General features: G+C 72.6%; 17 protein-coding genes. 5 read left to right on the forward strand and 12 right to left on the reverse strand.

Features of this window, described 5'->3' with window-relative positions; translation table 11 throughout:
* Positions 1-35: 35 nt before the first annotated feature.
* The 5 genes from ACIRSS_RS46195 to ACIRSS_RS46215 all read right to left on the reverse strand — a co-directional run bounded on the left by ACIRSS_RS46195 (position 36) and on the right by ACIRSS_RS46215 (position 5298).
* Complete coding sequence (locus tag ACIRSS_RS46195; protein WP_400907597.1) at positions 36-503, reverse strand: hypothetical protein; 468 nt, start codon at positions 501-503, stop codon at positions 36-38.
* Positions 500-1915: a pyridoxal phosphate-dependent decarboxylase family protein gene (locus tag ACIRSS_RS46200; RefSeq protein ID WP_400907599.1), complete on the reverse strand. Its 1416-nt coding sequence runs from the start codon at positions 1913-1915 to the stop codon at positions 500-502. Before ACIRSS_RS46200 ends, ACIRSS_RS46195 begins: the two co-directional genes overlap by 4 nt.
* On the reverse strand, positions 1902-3215 hold the full coding sequence (locus ACIRSS_RS46205) for an MFS transporter (protein WP_400907601.1): 1314 nt from the start codon (positions 3213-3215) through the stop codon (positions 1902-1904). Before ACIRSS_RS46205 ends, ACIRSS_RS46200 begins: the two co-directional genes overlap by 14 nt.
* 121 nt (positions 3216-3336) lie before the next feature.
* The gene (locus ACIRSS_RS46210; RefSeq protein WP_400907604.1) at positions 3337-4362 is read right to left on the reverse strand and encodes an LLM class F420-dependent oxidoreductase; all 1026 of its coding nucleotides are present in this window, start codon (positions 4360-4362) and stop codon (positions 3337-3339) included.
* A 9-nt stretch (positions 4363-4371) separates the two neighbouring features.
* A complete protein-coding gene (locus ACIRSS_RS46215) occupies positions 4372-5298 on the reverse strand; it encodes an oxygenase MpaB family protein (protein ID WP_400907607.1) in 927 nt (308 codons plus the stop codon).
* Positions 5299-5384: 86 nt separating this feature from the next.
* Here ACIRSS_RS46215 and ACIRSS_RS46220 point away from each other — a divergent pair, with 86 nt between their 5' ends.
* The 5 genes from ACIRSS_RS46220 (at position 5385) to ACIRSS_RS46240 (ending at position 10174) form a co-directional block, all read left to right on the forward strand.
* Positions 5385-5975 carry a TetR/AcrR family transcriptional regulator gene (locus ACIRSS_RS46220; RefSeq protein ID WP_400907609.1) on the forward strand — a complete coding sequence of 197 codons (591 nt, stop codon included), beginning with the start codon at positions 5385-5387 and terminating at the stop codon, positions 5973-5975.
* A gap of 58 nt (positions 5976-6033) precedes the next feature.
* Complete coding sequence (locus ACIRSS_RS46225; protein ID WP_400907610.1) at positions 6034-6819, forward strand: IclR family transcriptional regulator; 786 nt, start codon at positions 6034-6036, stop codon at positions 6817-6819.
* Positions 6820-6914: 95 nt separating this feature from the next.
* Positions 6915-8723, forward strand: coding sequence for a glycosyl transferase (locus ACIRSS_RS46230; RefSeq protein ID WP_400907612.1), 1809 nt, complete (start codon positions 6915-6917; stop codon positions 8721-8723).
* Between the two features lie 22 nt (positions 8724-8745).
* The gene (locus ACIRSS_RS46235; protein WP_400907614.1) at positions 8746-9591 is read left to right on the forward strand and encodes a DUF4397 domain-containing protein; all 846 of its coding nucleotides are present in this window, start codon (positions 8746-8748) and stop codon (positions 9589-9591) included.
* On the forward strand, positions 9581-10174 hold the full coding sequence (locus tag ACIRSS_RS46240) for a class F sortase (protein WP_400907615.1): 594 nt from the start codon (positions 9581-9583) through the stop codon (positions 10172-10174). The genes ACIRSS_RS46235 and ACIRSS_RS46240 overlap by 11 nt, the downstream gene beginning before the upstream one ends.
* On the opposite strand, the gene ACIRSS_RS46245 is transcribed toward ACIRSS_RS46240, so the two are convergent.
* From ACIRSS_RS46245 to ACIRSS_RS46275, 7 genes are all read right to left on the reverse strand, one after another.
* Positions 10171-11274, reverse strand: coding sequence for an LLM class flavin-dependent oxidoreductase (locus ACIRSS_RS46245; RefSeq protein WP_400907618.1), 1104 nt, complete (start codon positions 11272-11274; stop codon positions 10171-10173). The two genes, ACIRSS_RS46240 and ACIRSS_RS46245, sit on opposite strands and share 4 nt — an antisense overlap.
* The gene (locus tag ACIRSS_RS46250; RefSeq protein ID WP_400907621.1) at positions 11271-12281 is read right to left on the reverse strand and encodes an ABC transporter substrate-binding protein; all 1011 of its coding nucleotides are present in this window, start codon (positions 12279-12281) and stop codon (positions 11271-11273) included. Before ACIRSS_RS46250 ends, ACIRSS_RS46245 begins: the two co-directional genes overlap by 4 nt.
* A complete protein-coding gene (locus tag ACIRSS_RS46255; RefSeq protein WP_400907624.1) occupies positions 12268-12969 on the reverse strand; it encodes an ABC transporter ATP-binding protein in 702 nt (233 codons plus the stop codon). Before ACIRSS_RS46255 ends, ACIRSS_RS46250 begins: the two co-directional genes overlap by 14 nt.
* Positions 12954-13772 (reverse strand): ABC transporter permease, encoded by an 819-nt coding sequence (locus ACIRSS_RS46260; protein WP_400907627.1) that lies wholly within the window; start codon positions 13770-13772, stop codon positions 12954-12956. Before ACIRSS_RS46260 ends, ACIRSS_RS46255 begins: the two co-directional genes overlap by 16 nt.
* A gap of 124 nt (positions 13773-13896) precedes the next feature.
* The gene (locus ACIRSS_RS46265) at positions 13897-14607 is read right to left on the reverse strand and encodes an MBL fold metallo-hydrolase (RefSeq protein WP_400907629.1); all 711 of its coding nucleotides are present in this window, start codon (positions 14605-14607) and stop codon (positions 13897-13899) included.
* Positions 14608-14742: 135 nt separating this feature from the next.
* Entirely contained in the window at positions 14743-15879 is a 1137-nt protein-coding gene (locus ACIRSS_RS46270; RefSeq protein ID WP_400907631.1) for a hypothetical protein, read from the reverse strand.
* 227 nt (positions 15880-16106) lie between these two features.
* Positions 16107-16619, reverse strand: coding sequence for a DinB family protein (locus ACIRSS_RS46275; RefSeq protein ID WP_400907633.1), 513 nt, complete (start codon positions 16617-16619; stop codon positions 16107-16109).
* Between the last annotated feature and the right edge of the window lie 9 nt (positions 16620-16628).

Consider the following 16628-nt stretch of genomic DNA (forward strand, 5'->3'; position numbering starts at 1 on the left):
CGGGCCGGCTGGGGATCCGGTCCCGGCCGGCCGCCTCACCGGAGGTGCCGGCCCGCGGCCTCGATGAACGCGGTCAGGATCTCCTGGCTGCGGTCTTCGTGCTCCCGGAGCTCGGCCCGATCCGCGGCCTTGCGGATGGCGCCGACCGGGTCGAACGCGGCGTCGGCGAGCCGGAGGATCTCGGGGTTCCCGGTGAGCAGCCGGACCGCGAACCGCGCCCGGTCGGCCGCCGCCCCGCTCTGGTCCGCCTCCGTGAACGCGGCGCGCGCCGCTGCCCCGTCCGGGTCCAGTTGCCGCACGAACCATAGGGAAACCACCCTCTGCCGGAGTTCGGTCATCGAGCCCGCGAACTCCGCACACGCGGCGATCAGTTCCTGCCGGTGGCGTTCCTCGCGGGCGGCTTTCTCCGTCCGCCGCGCGGTGAGACGGGCGAAGAGGTAGGTCAGAGCGGACCCGGCCAAGGTTCCGCAGACCGCGATGACGCTGGTCAGCACGCCGTTCATGGGGTGTAAAGCGCGCCCAGGAACTCCAGCAACAGCCGCTCCCGCAACGGCGCCGGTGCCGTTGCGAGGAGCGCGTTGATCTCCGCCATCCGGTCCGGCAGGCCCGCGCCGGAGCCGAGGCCGGCCGCGGCGAGGAGGCCCGCGAACTGTTCCGACGTCAAGGTCGCCGGGTCCAGCGCCGCGACGAACTCCGCGACCGCCGGGTCGATCACGACCGGGCCCGCCTCGCGAGCCGCGTCGACCGAAGCCGCGAGGTCGGTCAGGAACTCCTTCTCGCTGCCGTGGTTCGCCGCCGTCACCGTCAGGTGCAGGTTCACCGGTGACGCTTCGAAAGCGAACTGCGGCTGGACGTACCAGCCGCGGACCTTCATCTCGTCGGCCACCGTGAACAGGTCGAAGCCGTCGTCGCCGGTGAACGCGATCAGCGTGGACACCGGGTCGCCCAGCACGCGCAGGCCGTGGATCTCGGAGATGCCGGAGCGGATCCGGGAAACCGCTTCCCGCGTGGACGCCGCCAACGAAAGGTACCCGTCCTCGCCGAGGTGGCGGACCACCGCCCACGCCGCCGCGAGCGGGCCGCCCGAGCGGGTGCTCTGGATCGTCGTGTTCAGCATCGTGTAGCCGGGCCAGGCCGCGCTCGCGAAGTAGTGCGAGCGCCGCAGCTCCGCCGACGCGTGCAGCAGCACCGACGTCCCTTTCGGACAGTACGCGTACTTGTGCAGGTCCACCGAAATGCTCGTGACACCGGGGACGCGGAAGTCGAACGGCGGCACGTCGGCGCCGAGGCGGGCGAAGTACGGCAACACCCAGCCGCCGATGCACGCGTCGACGTGCATCCGGACCCCGCGCTCGAGAGCGGCCGCCGCAATCGACGCGATCGGGTCCAGCACGCCGTGGGCGTACGACGGCGCGCTCGCCACCACCAGCACCGTCGAGTCGTCGATCGCCGCGGCCATCGCCGCCGGGTCGGCGCGGAACGTCACCGGGTCGACCGGGACGTCGATCCGGCGCAGCCCGAACAGGTGCGCCGCCTTGTGGAACGCCGCGTGCGCGGTGGTCGGCAGCACGATCGACGGCGACGAAACGTCGGGCCGCGCGTCGCGGGCCGCGAGCACCGCCAGCAGACACGACTCCGTACCGCCGGACGTCACCGAGCCGACGACGCCGGGAACGTCACCGAGCAACGAAGAAGCCGCCGCGACGAGGTCGTTCTCCATGCGCAGCAGGCTCGGGAACGCCGTCGGGTCGAGGCCGTTGGCCGACGACGCCAGCGCGTGCGCCGCCGCGCCGAGGGAGTCCACTTCGGACAGCCCGCTGTCGTAGACGTAGGCCAGGGTGCGCCCGCCGTGCGTCGGCAGGTCACCCGCGCGCAGCTCCCGCAGCCGCGCGAGGACGTCCTCAGGCGGGTTCATGCCGCGGTTCCAGGACCTTGCGCCGCAGCATCGGCAGCGCCAGCGCGATGAGCACGCCGGGGATGATCGACGACCCGATCAGGATCGCCACGATCGCGCTGTGCGGCTGGAAGGCCGTCGCGTCCGTGCTGGACACGTACCCGCCGAACGCCAGGATGAGCGCCCAGAGGCCGCCGCCGAAGGCCAGCCCGAGCGTCTCCCCCGCCGTCCACACGCCGGCCGCGATCCCCGCGCGGGTCTCGCCGGTGCGCTCCTCCTCGGCGGTGATCAGGTCCGGCAGGATCGCCAGCGGGAACACCGAGATCCCCGCGTAGCCGACGCCGCAGAGCGCCACGAAGACGAACGACACGACCAGCGGGATCGACTGGGCGAACACCAGGCCCAGCAGGCCGATCGCGAACGCCGCGGTCGCGAGCCGGAAGCCGTTGAGCTTGCCGACGCGGTCGCCGAGGCGCGGCCACAGCGGCATGGTGACCAGCGCCGGGCCGACGAAGATGACGAACAGGATCGTGCCGTAGGCGTCGTCGCCGAGGATGCGCTGGGCGAAGAACGGGATCGCGGCGAGCACCGTGCCGATGCCCAGCGCCTGGATGAAGTACGTGCCGAGCAGCCAGCGGAACGGCCGCCAGCCGGCGAGCGTGCTGACGAGCTCCTTGAGGTTCACGGTGTTCGGCCGCAGCGACCCGACCGGCGCGTCCTTGAGGCCGAAGTACACCAGCAGCGTCGCGGCCAGCACGATCAGCCCGATCACCACGGCCATGATCCGGTAGCCGGCGACGCCTTCGATCGCGGCGGTGATCGCCGGGGCGCCGCCGCCGCAGATCAGGATCGTCACGGCCAGCACGCCGATCCGGACGCTGGTCAGCTTCGTCCGCTCGGTCGCCGACTCGGTCAGCTCGGCGGGCAGCGCGTTGAACGGCACCTGGAACAGCGCGTACGCGGTGGCGCAGGCGGCGAACATGACCGCCACGTACAGCGCGTCCGGCAGCGGGCTCCCGAAGCCGGGGTGGGCGAACATCGCCGCGAACAGGATCGCGACCCCGATGCCGCCGATCAGCAGGAAGCGCCGCCGGCTGCCGGTCTTGATCAGGTCGGCGTCGGACAGCCGGCCCGCGACCGGGTTGAAGAAGAAGTCCCAGGCCTTGGGCACGAAGACGATCGCGGCGGCCCAGCCGGCGGGCACGGCCATGGTGTCGGTCAGGTACTTGACCAGGACCAGGCCGGGGACCGTGCCGAAGGAGCCGGTGACGAACGAGCCGAGCGAATAGCGGAACCTCGTCCGGCCGGACAGCGTCGTCATGGTCCTCCTCGAAACGGCGTACCGGGTGCAGGCCATGAGTATTCGATCTCGGCGCGCACCCGGTAGTGGTCGAGGGGAATCGTGCCATCGTCGTGACCAAGGCCACGACCGGGGCCCCGCGCTAGCCGAGCGCGCGGGCGATCTTCTCCAGCGTCGCCGCGTCACCGCGCAGGAGCAGCTGCGTGACCACCGTTTCCTCCCAGGCCTGCAGCTCGTCGCGGATCTTGGCGGCCGGCCCGATCAGCGACGTGTCCTCCACCAGTGACGTCGGGATCGCGGCGGTCGCCTCGTCCTTGCGGCCGGCCAGGTACAGCTCCTGGACCTTGTCGGCGACGTCCTCGTAGCCGAGGCGGGCGAAGACGTCGTGGTGGAAGTTCACGCTCTTCGCGCCCATGCCGCCGATGTACAACGCGAGGGACGGCTTGATCCACGAAGCCGCCTCTTCGACGTCGTCGTGCACGATCACCGGGATCGAGCACGGCACCTCGAACGTCTCCAGCGTGTGCCGGGCACCCTCGCGGGCGAACCCTTCCTCGAGGGCGGCCTTGTAGAAGGCGTTGCTCTTCGGGGAGAAGAACAGCGGCAGCCAGCCGTCGCCGATCTCGGCCGAGAGGGCGACGTTCTTCGGGCCTTCCGCGGCCAGGTGGATCGGGATCTCCCTGCGCAGCGGGTGCACGGTCGGCTTCAGCGCCTTCCCGAGCCCGGTGCCGCCGTGGAGCGGCAGCTGGTAGTGCTGGCCGTCCAGGGTCACCGGGGCCTCGCGGGCGATCACCTGCCGGACGATGTCCACGTACTCCCGCGTCCGCGCCAGGGGCTTCGGGTACGGCTGCCCGTACCAGCCCTCGACGACCTGCGGGCCGGACGCGCCCAGCCCGAGCACCATCCGGCCGCCGGAGAGGTGGTCCAGTGTCATCGCGCTCATCGCCGTCGCGGTCGGGGTGCGCGCGGACATCTGCACGATGTTCGTGCCGAGCCGGATCCGGCTGGTGGACGCGCCGTACCAGGCCAGCGGCGTGAACGCGTCCGAGCCGTACGCCTCCGCCGTCCACACCGAGTCGAAACCGAGCTCCTCGGCCTTCAGCACGGCTTCCAGCGCGCCCGGCGTCGGCCCGCTGCCCCAGTACCCGACGTGGAATCCCAGCTTCACGAATGCCTCCTAGACGTTCGGCGCGTAGTGCTCCGGCTTGCCCCGCTCGGACAGCGGCGGCAGGTTCCTGCGTGGAGTCTCGACCAAGGCGGCGTCCGGAGCCACCTCGCCGCGCGCGCGGCGCCAGCCGGCGCGTGCCCGCGGGTGGTAGCGGCGGTCGTGCGGGACGAGCTTGAAGACGGCGTTGATCAGCTTCCCCACCCGGCGGTGCCGGCGGGCGTCGCGCTCCGACCAGCGGAAGCCGAGCAGGTCGCGGACCTCGCGGTCGTAGAGCCCGATGGTCAGCCAGCGGAAGTTCTTCGCGACCAGCGCGCTCACCGGCCGCCACAGCACGTCCGGCAGCCACGGCAGGAACGGCGGTTTCGCGATCCCCCGCAGGTCGAGGACGTCCCGGGTGGCCTTGTTGTCCTCCAGGACCTCGGCGCACATGTGCTTCCAGTAGCGCTGGAAGTCCTCCCAGCTCCCGGGCACCGGCCGCATGGTCATGTCGTACATCCGCCACCACGTGACGTGCTCGTCGAACAGCCGCCGCTTCTCCGCCTCGCCGATACCGCCCATGAAGTGGTCGGCGATGAGGATCGTGCTGACGAAGAACGTCGAGTGCGCCCAGTAGTACGTGTCCGGGTCGAGCGCGTGGTAGCGCCGGCCTCGCGCGTCGACGCCCTTGATGCGGTCGTGGTAGCCGCGGACCTCCAGGGCCGTCGCGTGCGCGCGCGGGCCGTCGTAGACGACCCCGCCGATCGGGTACAGCGAGCGGAACAGCCGCTGCCAGCGTTCCTCGAAGAACCGCGAGTGCTGCTCGACGCCGGCGCCGAGGCCCGGGTGCATGTTCTGCATCGACCCGGCCCACAGCGCGATCAGCAGGCCGCGCCAGTCGCCGAAGTACTTCCACGTCAGCGAGTCGGGGCCCAGCGGCTGGGGTCCTTCGCGGGTCATCGGCGGCTCTCCTCGTCGAGTCCGACTGACTACGGCTGTTGTCAGGCTAGGATCTGACAACACACGTAGTCAACCGAGGAGTGATCATGCCGGGCCGCACGTGGGCGGGCACGACCCTGGACGACCGCAAGGCGCAGCGGCGCGCGCAGCTCGTCTCCGCGGGTCTCGAGCTGCTGGGCACCGAAGGCTCGGCCGGGACGAGCGTGCGCGCGGTGTGCCGGCGGGCGAAGCTCACCGAGCGCTACTTCTACGAGAGCTTCACCGACCGCGAAGAGCTGGTCGCCGCCGTCTACGAGCACGTCGGCGAGCAGGCCCGGCAAGCCCTCGTGGACGCGGTCCGGGACGCGCCGACGCCCGTGCTGCGGGCCGAGAACGCCGTCCGCGCGTTCGTCGAGCTGATCGTGGACGACCCCCGCAAGGGCCGGATCCTGCTGCTCGCGCCGCTGACCGACCCCGCGCTGACCCGCCGCGGGCTGCACCTGCTGCCGGTGTTCGCCGCGCTCGTCGGCGAACAGCTGTCCCACGGCGACGAGACCGAGCGCCGGATGGTCGCCGTCGGGCTGGTGGGTGCGCTGAGCAACGTCTTCATCGCCTACCTCGACGGCTCGCTGAAGGTCTCGCGCGAGCGGCTCGTCGCCCACTGCGTCAAACTCGTGCTCGGCGCCGACGACCACTGACGTCCACCTCCTTGCCGACCCGGTGACAGTCGCGCGGCGGATCGGGCACACTCAACCCATGCGTACCGCTGGGCGGAACGACGGCGCGAGCGGCGACGGACTCGTCGCGGCCCGGCTCGCCGCGCTGCTGGAAGCCTTCCGGCCGGGCGACGACGCCCTCGGCGTGTCCGAACTGGCCCGCCGGACCGGGCTGGCGAAGACGACGGTGCACCGGTTGGCCGGTCACCTGGCCGACACCGGCCTCCTCACCCGCGAGGGGGGTGCGGTGCGGCTGGGGCTGCGGCTGTTCGAAATCGGCCAACTGGCCTCGCCCCGCCGTGGACTGGTCGAAGCGGCCCGGCCCTACCTCGCCGACCTGCGCGAGGCGACCCGCAACACCGTCCACCTCGCGATCCTCGAAGGCACCGAAGTCGTCTACCTCGACGTGCTGCGCGGCCCGGACGCGCCGACACTGCCGTCGCGGATCGGCGGGCGGTTCCCCGCGCACGCCACCGGCGTCGGCAAGGCGATCCTCGCGTTCTCTCCGGAATCCGTGGTGAACCAGGTCATCGACGCCGGATTACCCAGGATGAGCCCGAAGACGATCACCGCGCCCGGTCTGTTGCGGCGACAGCTGACACGGGTCCGCGAAGACGGGATCGCGTTGGAGCGCGAAGAGTCCGGCGTCGGCGTCGTGTGCGCGGCGAGCCCGCTGCTCGACGCCCGCGGCGAGGCGGTGGCCGCGGTCTCGATTTCCGGCTGGGCCAACCGGATGCGGACCGAACGGGTTGCGCCCGCCGTCCGGACGGTCGCGCTCGCGTTGACCCGGACACTCTCCGGATCCACTCCGGACAGTCGGAAATAATCTTGCGGGACAAGGCTTTTCCGGCCACTGGGCCGACCGGCTGACGTAACCCTCCCGAGCTGGACGGGTGATCGGGAGCGGCTACGATCCGTCCAATGGCCCAGCACAGCCGGGGGACGACGGTCTCGGGCCGCTCCCCCGCGACGCTCTCCGAACCGGTGGCCGCGCACCGGTTGCTGTCGCTCGACGTCGTGCTGGCGTTGCTGGCGCTGGCCGGCGGCCTGCGGGTGCTCTACCTCGCCGCGCCGGCCCCGGCCCTGCCCGCCGAAGCCGTGAACGTCGCGCACGCCTACGCGCTCGGGCACTTCACGGCGTTCACCGACGCGGGCGGCGGCGGGGTCAGCCCGTTCGGCTGGTGGCAGCTTTCGGCCTACACCATGGTTTCGGACGCCTTCGGGCGCTCGGCCACGGCGCTCGTGGCGGTCCGCGAAACGATGCTCGTCGTCGCCGTGCTCGGCGCGCTGCTGCTGTGGGTGCTGGCCCGGCGGCTCGGCCTGACGCGCTGGGCGGCGGCGGCCGCGGTGCTGCTGCTCGCGGCGTCCCCGCTGGCGCTCGGCCTGCAGCGGCTGGTCGTCGTCGAACACCTGGCGGCGGTGTGGGCGCTGGGCGCGCTGGTGCTGCTCACCCGGCCCGACGCCCGGATCCGGCACGACGTCCTGGCCGCGGTCTGCCTGCTGGCGGCCGTGCTCACGTCGCCACTGGCGCTGGTCTTCCTGCCCGCGGCCGGCTGGCTGCTGGTGCGGCGCGCGCCCGTGCGGGCCGCGCTCGTGGCGGTGCTGCTCAACCTCGGGCTCGGCATCGCGTTCGGCCCGGCGGCGGGGCTCCTGCGGCCGCACCTGGCGGCTTCGGGCCGCCCCTCGGTCGCCGACTGGGTCGCGCTCGACCCGGCCTGGGCGGTGCTGTCGACCGTCGCCCTCGTGGCCGCCCTGGCCGTGACGGCGCTGCGGCCGTTCGCGGTCTCCGGATTGCTTCTCGTCGCGGCCCTGCTCGTCCCCGGCGTGCCGGACACCGCCGTCCTCGCGCTGCTGCTGCCGGTGACGCCGCTGCTGCTGGCCGGCGTCGTCCAGGCCGTGACCCGGCAGCGCGGCGCGGCCCACCGCTGGGAAGCTCGGCGGCAGACCGGCACCGCGCTCGCCGCGGTCGTGCTCGTCGCGATGGTCGCCGTCGGCTGGGCGTACGGCTACCCCGCGCTGCGGCCGGCGGCGGACCGGGGCGGATCCCTGGCCGACGCGGGGAACTGGTTGCGGGTCAACGCTTCCGGCGCCCGCGTGCTGGTCGACGACGGCGCCTGGGCCGAGCTGGCGAAGGCGGGCTGGCCGACCGGCATGCTCGTCGCGCCCGCCGCGTGCGCGGCGACCTGCCCGCCCGCCGAATGGGCCGTCTTCGCCGCCGACGAGACCGATCTCCGGAACCGCTACCCGGCCCTCGACGCGGCTTTCGACGGCTCCGGCGCGACCGCGGTGTTCGGCACCGGCGACGGCCGCGTCACCGTCTCGCGCCTCGGGCTGCCGCCCGCCGACCCGGCCGCGCCGTCGGAAGCGTCGGCCCGCGCCCACGCGGGCGAGGCCCTCCAGGCGTCGGCCCGGATCACCTTCACCCCGGACGCCGCCGTCCCGCTGCGCGCGGGCCGCGTCGACCCCCGGCTGATCGCGACGATCGCCGCGCTCGCGGCGCTGCAGCCGGTCCGGGTCACGGCGTTCCCCGAAGTCCCCGGCGAAGACCCCGCCGGGCAACCCCGCCGACGGGTGCTGCTCACCGGCGGTGAAGACGGCGCGGCCGCGTTCTACACCGGCCAGCGCGACCTGTTCCGCCCCTCGTCGGTCGTCCGGACCGGCGGCGGCGTGCTCGTCACCTACCCGCTGTTCGCACCCCCGGGACTGCTCGTCCCGTTCTCCTCTCCCTGATCCGGTGAAAAGAGGCCCTCCGATGCGCACTCTTCCCCAGCTCCTGCTCAGACCCGGCGGGCTGGCCGCCGCAGCCCTCCTGCTCGTCGCGCTGACGCCGGTCACGGCCGAGGCGGCGACCGCCCCCGGCCCGGGCGTCGGCTGGATCCGGGTCGGTCACCTCTCCCCCAAGGTCCCGCCGGTGGACATCTACTTCGCGCCGTTCGGGCAGGCCGAGAAGGTCGTCATCCGCAAGGCCGGCTACGGCGCCGTCACGCCGTACTCCTCGCTCGACCCCGGGAAGTACACGCTGTCGATGCGGCCCGCCGACGCCGCGTCCAGCACGCCGCCCGCGCTGTCGGCGACCATCGAGATCGCCGAGCGGTCCGCGTATTCGCTGCTGGTGTTCACGAACGGCCCGGGCAGAACGCTCAAGGGCACCCTGGTCACCGACGACCTCACCGCGCCCGCGGCGGGCAAGGGGCGCCTGCGGATCGTCGAAGGGTCGGCGGCTATAGCGCCGGTCTCGGTCGACGGCCCGGGTGTCCTGCTCGCCCAGGACGCGCCCTACGGCTTCACCTCGCCCTACGTCGACGTGCCGCAAGGACGCTGGCCGTTGCAGTTGCGCAGCGGTACCGCGAAGACCAGCCCTGAGGTCGACGTCAAGGCCGGGAGTTCGACGACCGTGTTCGTCCTCGAGAACAACGGCGTGCTGAAGGCGAACCCGATCTCCGACGGCGCTTCGCTGCCCCAGCCGCCGAAGCTGGGCGTCGAAACCGGCGGTGGTGGCACGGCGTCGCCGTCCGGGACGCCGCTGTGGCCGGCCTTCGCGGTGGCCGGGCTGCTGGCCGCGTTCGTCGTGGGACGCCGGGCGGCTCGTGCGCGGTGACGTCGGCGCGCTGCTCGTCGCCGCCCTGGTGGTGGCGGGCTGCGCCCCGGCTCCGCCGCCCGCGGCGCCACCGACGGCGGCGACCACCCCGGCGGAGACGGCGACCGGGCCGAAGCCGCTGCCCACCGCGGCCGAAGTCCGTCCGGTGCGGCTGCGGATTCCCGCGATCGGCGTCGACGCACCCGCGCTCGTACCGCTCGGGCTGGGCGCGGACCACCAGCTCGAAGCCCCGGCGCGCTTCGAAGACGTCGGGTGGTACGCCGCCGGCCCGGTCCCGGGAGACCCCGGGCCGGCGGTGATCGCCGCGCACGTCGACTCCCGGTCCGGCCCGGCGCCGTTCTTCCGGCTGCGCGACCTGCGCGACGGCGACCCGGTGTTCGTCACGCGCTCCGACGGCCAGGAGACCCGGTTCGTCGTGGACACCGTCCAGCGCTACCCGAAGAACGCGTTCCCGACCGACGCGGTGTACGGACCCGCGCCGGGCAGCGCGCTGCGGCTCATCACCTGCGGCGGCAGCTTCGACGCGGCGAAGCGGTCCTACCGCGACAACATCGTCGTCTACGCCTCGACCCGCTGGGGTTAGTACTCCTTCAGCAGGCCACGCCGGGCCAGCTCGGGCCGGACGCCGTCGCCGAACCAGTACGCCTCCTCCAGGTGCGGGTAGCCCGACAGCACGAACTCGCTGACGCCGACGCTGTGGTACTCCTCGATCAAGTCGGCGACTTCGCTGTGACTGCCCACCAGCGCGGTCCCCGCACCGCCGCGGACCAAGCCGACCCCGGCCCACAGGTTCGGGTGGATCTCCAGCCCGCGGACCCCTCCGTCCGTCCGGCCGCCGTGCAGCGCGACCATCCGCTGCTGCCCGACCGACTCGCTCGCGGCCAGCTGCGCCTGCGCCTTCGCGACCTGCTCCGGGCTCAGCGCGTCCAGCAGCTTCTGCGCCTCCGCCCACGCCTCGGCCGACGTGTCGCGCGAGATCGTGTGCAGCCGGACGCCGAACCGGATCGGCCGGTCGCCGGCCAGCGCGCGGACCTTGCCGATCTTCTCCGCCACCTGCGCGGGCGGCTCGCCCCAGGTCAGGTAGACGTCGGCGTGCCGCGCGGCGACGGGCAGCGCGGCCGGCGACGACCCGCCGAAGTAGATCGGCGGCACCGGGTCCGGCGCGGCCAGCGTCGTCGCGCCTTCGACGCGCAGGTGCTCGCCTTCGAAGGTGAAGGGCTGCCCGGACCAGACGCCGCGGACGATCGTCAGGAACTCGTCGGTGCGCGCGTACCGGGCGTCGTGGTCGTGCCAGTCACCGAACCGCCGCTGCTCGACCGCGTCGCCACCGGTGACGATGTTGAGCAGTACCCGCCCCTCCGACAGCCGCTGGAAGGTGCCGGCCATCTGCGCGGCGAGCGTCGGCGAGATGACCCCGGGGCGGAACGCGACCAGGAACTTCAGCCGGGTCGTCTCGCGGATCAGCGCGGCCGTCGTAAGCCAGGCGTCCTCGCACCACGTGCCCGTCGGCGTCAGGACGCCTTCGAAGCCCTGTCGCTCGGCCGCGCGGGCGACCTGGGCCAGGTAGTCCAGGTCGGGTTGGCGTTGCGCCGACGGGCCCAGGGACCGGTTGGCGTGGAAGCGTTCCACGATCGTGCGGCCGTCGCCGCTGGTGGGCAGGAACCAGTGCAGCGTGATGGTCATCCGTTGCTCCTAGCCTGGTCCAGGTCGGGGGCGAACCGCCGGTCGGCGAACGCGGCGAAGTCCACCTTCCCCGGCAGAGTCTTCTCTTCGGTGAAGGCGTCCGCGAGCTGTTGTTCGGACGCGATCACCGAGTCGTCCAGCGCGACCGGCTGGTCGCGGCCCGCGTCGACGGTCTTCTGCGCGACTTCGAGCTTCAGCCCGGTCTCCTTCGCCCACGCCTGCGCCCACTCCGGGCGGTGCGTGTCGGCCCACTTCTGCGCCTTGACGACCCGGACGGCGAAGTCCCGCAGCGCCGAGTTCTTGCCGGGATCGGCGAGCGCGGCGGTGCTCGCGGTCAGGAAGCCGAGCCCGTTCGACGCGCCCCGGCCGTCGGCCAGCACCCGGGCGTGCGCTTCGATCTGGGCTTGCGCGGTGTAGGGGTCCCAGATCGCCCAGGCGTCGATCGTGTGCTGGGTGAACGCGGCGTAGGCCTCCGCCGGCTGCAGGAAGCTCAGCTTGACGTCCTTTGTGGACAAGCCGTTGTTGTGCAGCGTGTTCAGCAGCTGCCCGTGCGCCGAGCTGCCCTTGGCGACGCCGATCGTCTTGCCCTTCAACGCGGCGACGTCCGGCAGCGTCGAATCGGGCGGAACGAGGATGGCCTCCCGCTCGACGTTGCTGCGTGCCACGCTGATCACCTTGATCTTGGCCTTCGCCGCGGCCGCGAAGATCGGCGGGGTGTTGCCGACCCGGCCGACGTCGATCGCGCCGGCCGACGCGGCTTCGAGCAGCGGCGGCCCGGAGGTGAACGTCGACCATTCGATCTTGTACGGCGTGCCGTCGAGCAGGCCGGCCGCGGTGAGCAGCGACTTGACGCCGCCCTTCTGGTCGCCGACCTTGAGCGTCACCTTGGCCAGGTCCGCCGCGCTCACCGGGCCCGGTACCGCCGCCGGATCGGTGCCGGTCGCCGAGCCGCAGCCGGCCAGCGCCAGCGCCGCCGCGAACACCGCGATTCCGTTACGCCACCGCATCTTCGGTCACCCCCAGGTCCGCCAGCACGCGCCGGCGGAGGTCGTCGTGGCCGGCTTCGCGCGGCCGGTGTTCGGCCACGATCCGGCCGCCGTCGAGCACCAGGACCCGGCCGGCGAGCCGCAGGGCCTCGTCCACGTCGTGGGTCACCAGCAGCACGCCCGGCTGGTGCCGCCGCCACAGGTCCACGACCAGCCCGTGCATCGCGATCCGCGTCAACGCGTCGAGGGCGCCGAACGGCTCGTCGAGCAGGAGCAGGCCGGGTTCGCGCACCAGAGCACGGGCCAGCGAGACGCGTTGGGCCTCGCCGCCGGACAGCGTCAGCGGCCAGTCGTCGGCGTGCTCGGTCAGGTGCACCTCGGCGAGCGCCTTCTCGGCCAGCGCGCGGTTGCGGGCCTTCGACACGCCGTCCTGGCGCAGGCCGAGCACGACGTTGCGCCACACCTTCCGCCACGGCAGCAGCCGCGGCTGCTGGAAGGCGACCGAGACCGTCCCGGCCACCACCACCTGGCCCTCGACGTCCTCGTCCAGACCGGCGAGCACCCGCAGCAGTGTCGACTTGCCCGACCCGCTGCGGCCCAGCAACGCCACGAACTCGCCGCGCTCGACCGTCAGATCCAGTCCACTGAGGATCGTCCGGTCCCCGAACTTCTTCGTGAGGTCGCGGACCTCCGCTACCGGGTTCGCCACCGCAGCACCTTCCGTTCGAGCAGCCGGACCAGCGCGTCGGTGACCAGGCCGAGCAGGGCGTACAGGACGAGGCCGACGACCACGACGTCGGTGCGCAGGAACTCCCGCGCGTTGTTGATGAGGTAGCCGACCCCGGCGTCGGCGTTGACCGTCTCCCCGACGATCAGCGCGAGCCAGGCGATGCCCAGCGACTGCCGGAGCCCGACGAGGGCCTGCGGGAGCGCGCCGGGGATCACCACGTGCCAGAGCCGTTCCGCGCGGCTGAACCCCAGCGCCCGCGAGGCTTCGACGAGGTTCGGGTCGGCGCTGCGGATTCCGGAATGGACGTTGAGGTAGAGCGGGAACGCCACCCCGAGAGCGACGAGCACGATCTTGGTTTCCTCGCCGATGCCGAACCACAGGATGAACAGCGGGATCAGTCCGAGGAACGGCAGCGTGCGCAGCATCTGCACGGGCGGGTCGACCAGCACCTCGCCCCAGCGCGACAGCCCGGACACGATCCCCAGCACCACGCCGACGACGGCACCGATCGCGAACCCGGCGCCGACGCGCCCGAGCGACACGGCGAACGCGTTGCCGAGTTCGCCGGTGCGCGCGACTTCGACGCCGGCCTGCACGACCGTCCACGGTGAACTGAGCTTGTCGGGCGGCAGGACGCCGGTGGCGCTGGCGATCTGCCAGGCGGCGATGAGCACCACCGGGCTGATCCAGCGCCGCAGGTCGGGCCGGCGCGCGCTTCGGCGCGGCGGCCGGTCGGCGCGTTTCCGGGCGCGCGGGAGCACGCCCGTGGTGGAAATCGACACGGATTTCTCCCGGGGACGGGGACTTTCGGGCTTGCGTGGTCCCGACAGTCGGGCCCCGGGCAGGCGAAGTCAATCGGTGCCCAGTCCGTGAAACAACGGGGTTTCACCCCGTGGAACGGCTTGCTCAGCCGCCGAACATGACCTTCCACTCGTCGAGCGACCGCGGCCGGTAGACGAAGTTGGTGCGCTTGACGTCCGACAGCGTCGCCGACGGCTCGGCCGAGTACTGGTGGCCCGGGTAGACGACGGGATCGCCGGGCAGCCCGGCGAGGGCTTGCAGGCTGCGGTAGATCTCCTCGGCGTCGCCGCCGGGGAAGTCGGTGCGGCCGCAGCCCTCGAGGAAGAGCGTGTCGCCGGAGACGAGCTTGTCCTCGACGAGGAAGCACTGGCTGCCGGGCGTGTGGCCGGGGGTGTGCAGCATCCGGATGGGAACGGACCCGACCTCGAGGACGTCGTCGTGGTCGTGGGCGCGCAGATCGCTGTCCTCGACCCCGGTCACGCGGCGGACCCACTCGGACTCGGCGCCGTTGACGTGGATCGGCACCGGCTGGATGGCCAGCAGTTCGGCGACGCCGGGCAGGTCGAAGCCGAGCATCTCGCCGCCGACGTGGTCGGGGTGGTGGTGGGTGGCGAGCACCCCGGTGAGCCGCATGCCATCGGCTTCGAGCACCGAGAGCAGATCCTGCACGGCGTAGGCGGGGTCGACGATGACCGCTTCCCGCGTGTCCCGGTCGCCGATGAGGTAGGCGAAGTTCACCATCTGCGTCGCCACGGGATCGCCGACGGCGAAGTCCCGCCCGGCGAGCAGCTGCCGGAAGTAGAGCCGATCTGCCATGGCCCCACCCTACGGGTCGGCTTTGCGCCGGGGTGAGCACGATCCTCCGGTGCGCGGACACCGCCGCGGGTCGTTCGGCCTGGGGCCGTTCGCCTGGTCCTGGTCGTGATGGCCAACGGCGGGATCCGGGCCGCTTCACCGGCCGCCCGCGCGCTCCGGGGGTTGCGAGCCGGACCATTGGTGCGCGGTGCCCTGGTGCAGGGCCGCGTACGCACGATCTCTCAGCGCGTTCGCCTCCGCGTCCGACAGCGTGCGGTCCAGCGGCCTGAGCACCAGCCGGACCAGGAGGTTCTTCTGGTTCCTTTCCGCGCCCAGCCGGGCCAGGGCCTGCGGCGGGAGCCGCGCGCACGGCGTCTCCTGCCGGATCTCGACCGACTCGACGAGGTCCGAGTCGTCGCCGAGGGCGGTGCGGACGCGGTCGCCGAGGTCCTCGGCCCGGTCGTCGGCGGCGACGGCGATCGAGAGGTCGCGACGCACGGGCGGCAGCGCGGACACCGGACGGTAGGGCGCGAGATCGGTGAGCTGAGCCGCGACGGCCGGGTCCGCCGAGCGCAGCAGGCGGATGTCGGGGATGCCCTTGAGCAGCATGAGCATCCGGTCGAGGCCCATGCCGAGGGCGAGGCCGGACCGGCCGTCCCCGAGCCCGGCCCGCGCGAGGACGGCCGGGTGGGCCAGCCCGCACTCGGCGACCTCGACCCACTCGCCTTGGTGCTCGACGTCGAGCTGGGCACCGTCCACTGTGTACGGATGCCGGCGGGGTTCGAGCCGCCACGGGCGTCCCGGCAGGAGGGTCTCGACGAGGGACGTCACGAGGTGCTCGAGGTCGGCTTTGGTGGTCGTCCCGCGGGTGATCCGCCAGAGGTCGAGCTGGTGCGGCGTGCCGCTGTGCAGCCGGTCGATGGAGTCGCGCCGGTAGACGACGCCGGGGCAGACGAGCAGGACGTCATCGGCCGGGCAGGCTTTGAGTGCCCGCAGCGCGGCGGGGATCATCGCGCTGGAGTGGCTGCGCAGCACGTGACTTCCGTCGACATAGCGGGTGTAGCGAGCGTCGCGGGTGACGTCGGCGGGGTCGTAGCCGAGGCGGTCGTAGTTGTCGGCGACGGTGACGATCCGATCGCCGGGCCACCGCCGGATCTCGGTGCCGGGGCGGGCGGCTGCGGAGACGGCCCGCTCGACGACGAGCTGAACGGCATGCGGCCCGGCGGCGGGATCGGTCAGATCCCGGACGGCGAGGTCGCGAGTGAGCTGGGTGGGAGTGAGCAGTGCGGGCACGACGGAACCTCCTGGGTGAGCGGGACGGGTGAGCGAAAGCGCTCCCCCTGGCCCGGACACCCGGCGAGGTTCACCGCGGCGCGTCACACAGCGCAGACGGCGGGCATGGCCCCGGAACCCCGCTGGCGCCCGCGAAGGGCCAGGGGGCCGGTAAATCGGCGGTATCCCGCAACGACGGCCACGAACCCAGGTTAGCCGGTCGAGTCCACCGGCAACACGGATATTCCCTACTCCCCCACTTCCCCATCGGCCAGCTCCCTCAGCAAGTCCAAATGCCCCACATGCCGCGCGGTCTCCTGGACCACGTGCGCCACGACCCACCGAACCGTGAACTCCCCGCGCCGCCGGGTCCGGTCGTCCGGACCCAGCCTCCGCAGCGACTTCTCCGCCCGCGCCCACTCGGCCTTGTACGCCGCCACCACGGAAACCGGCGTGTCCTCCGGCGCCGGATCCCAGCTGGGGTCCGGCGAACCCGCCCACAACGACGGCAGATCCGCTCCCCCGGCCTCGATCGACAACCACCACCGCTCCACCGCCGTCAGGTGCTTCACCACCCCCAGCGCACTCAACCGCGGCGACGTCGGCAACGGCGTCGCCACCGCCAAGGCAAGCGGCAACCCCGCCAGCTTGTTCACCGCCGTCGCGCGGAGGAACTGCAGGAAGTCCAGCTGAAGGCGCAGCTCGTCGGTAGCCAGGCGGGCCGGCCACGATCGCTGCGTCTTCGAACTCGTGTTCGACATGACCGCAAC

It is taken from the genome of Amycolatopsis sp. NPDC101161 (assembly GCF_044768185.1).
In the GTDB taxonomy this organism is placed as follows: domain Bacteria; phylum Actinomycetota; class Actinomycetes; order Mycobacteriales; family Pseudonocardiaceae; genus Amycolatopsis.

What these genes read in the sequence shown, in the direction of transcription:
- ACIRSS_RS46195 (WP_400907597.1), bottom strand. Translation starts at nt 503, where the DNA reads ATGAACGGCGTGCTGACCAGCGTCATCGCGGTCTGCGGAACCTTGGCC.
- ACIRSS_RS46200 (WP_400907599.1), bottom strand. Translation starts at nt 1,915, where the DNA reads ATGAACCCGCCTGAGGACGTCCTCGCGCGGCTGCGGGAGCTGCGCGCG.
- ACIRSS_RS46205 (WP_400907601.1), bottom strand. Translation starts at nt 3,215, where the DNA reads ATGACGACGCTGTCCGGCCGGACGAGGTTCCGCTATTCGCTCGGCTCG.
- ACIRSS_RS46215 (WP_400907607.1), bottom strand. Translation starts at nt 5,298, where the DNA reads ATGACCCGCGAAGGACCCCAGCCGCTGGGCCCCGACTCGCTGACGTGG.
- ACIRSS_RS46220 (WP_400907609.1), top strand. Translation starts at nt 5,385, where the DNA reads ATGCCGGGCCGCACGTGGGCGGGCACGACCCTGGACGACCGCAAGGCG.
- ACIRSS_RS46225 (WP_400907610.1), top strand. Translation starts at nt 6,034, where the DNA reads ATGCGTACCGCTGGGCGGAACGACGGCGCGAGCGGCGACGGACTCGTC.
- ACIRSS_RS46230 (WP_400907612.1), top strand. Translation starts at nt 6,915, where the DNA reads ATGGCCCAGCACAGCCGGGGGACGACGGTCTCGGGCCGCTCCCCCGCG.
- ACIRSS_RS46235 (WP_400907614.1), top strand. Translation starts at nt 8,746, where the DNA reads ATGCGCACTCTTCCCCAGCTCCTGCTCAGACCCGGCGGGCTGGCCGCC.
- ACIRSS_RS46245 (WP_400907618.1), bottom strand. Translation starts at nt 11,274, where the DNA reads ATGACCATCACGCTGCACTGGTTCCTGCCCACCAGCGGCGACGGCCGC.
- ACIRSS_RS46250 (WP_400907621.1), bottom strand. Translation starts at nt 12,281, where the DNA reads ATGCGGTGGCGTAACGGAATCGCGGTGTTCGCGGCGGCGCTGGCGCTG.
- ACIRSS_RS46265 (WP_400907629.1), bottom strand. Translation starts at nt 14,607, where the DNA reads ATGGCAGATCGGCTCTACTTCCGGCAGCTGCTCGCCGGGCGGGACTTC.
- ACIRSS_RS46275 (WP_400907633.1), bottom strand. Translation starts at nt 16,619, where the DNA reads ATGTCGAACACGAGTTCGAAGACGCAGCGATCGTGGCCGGCCCGCCTG.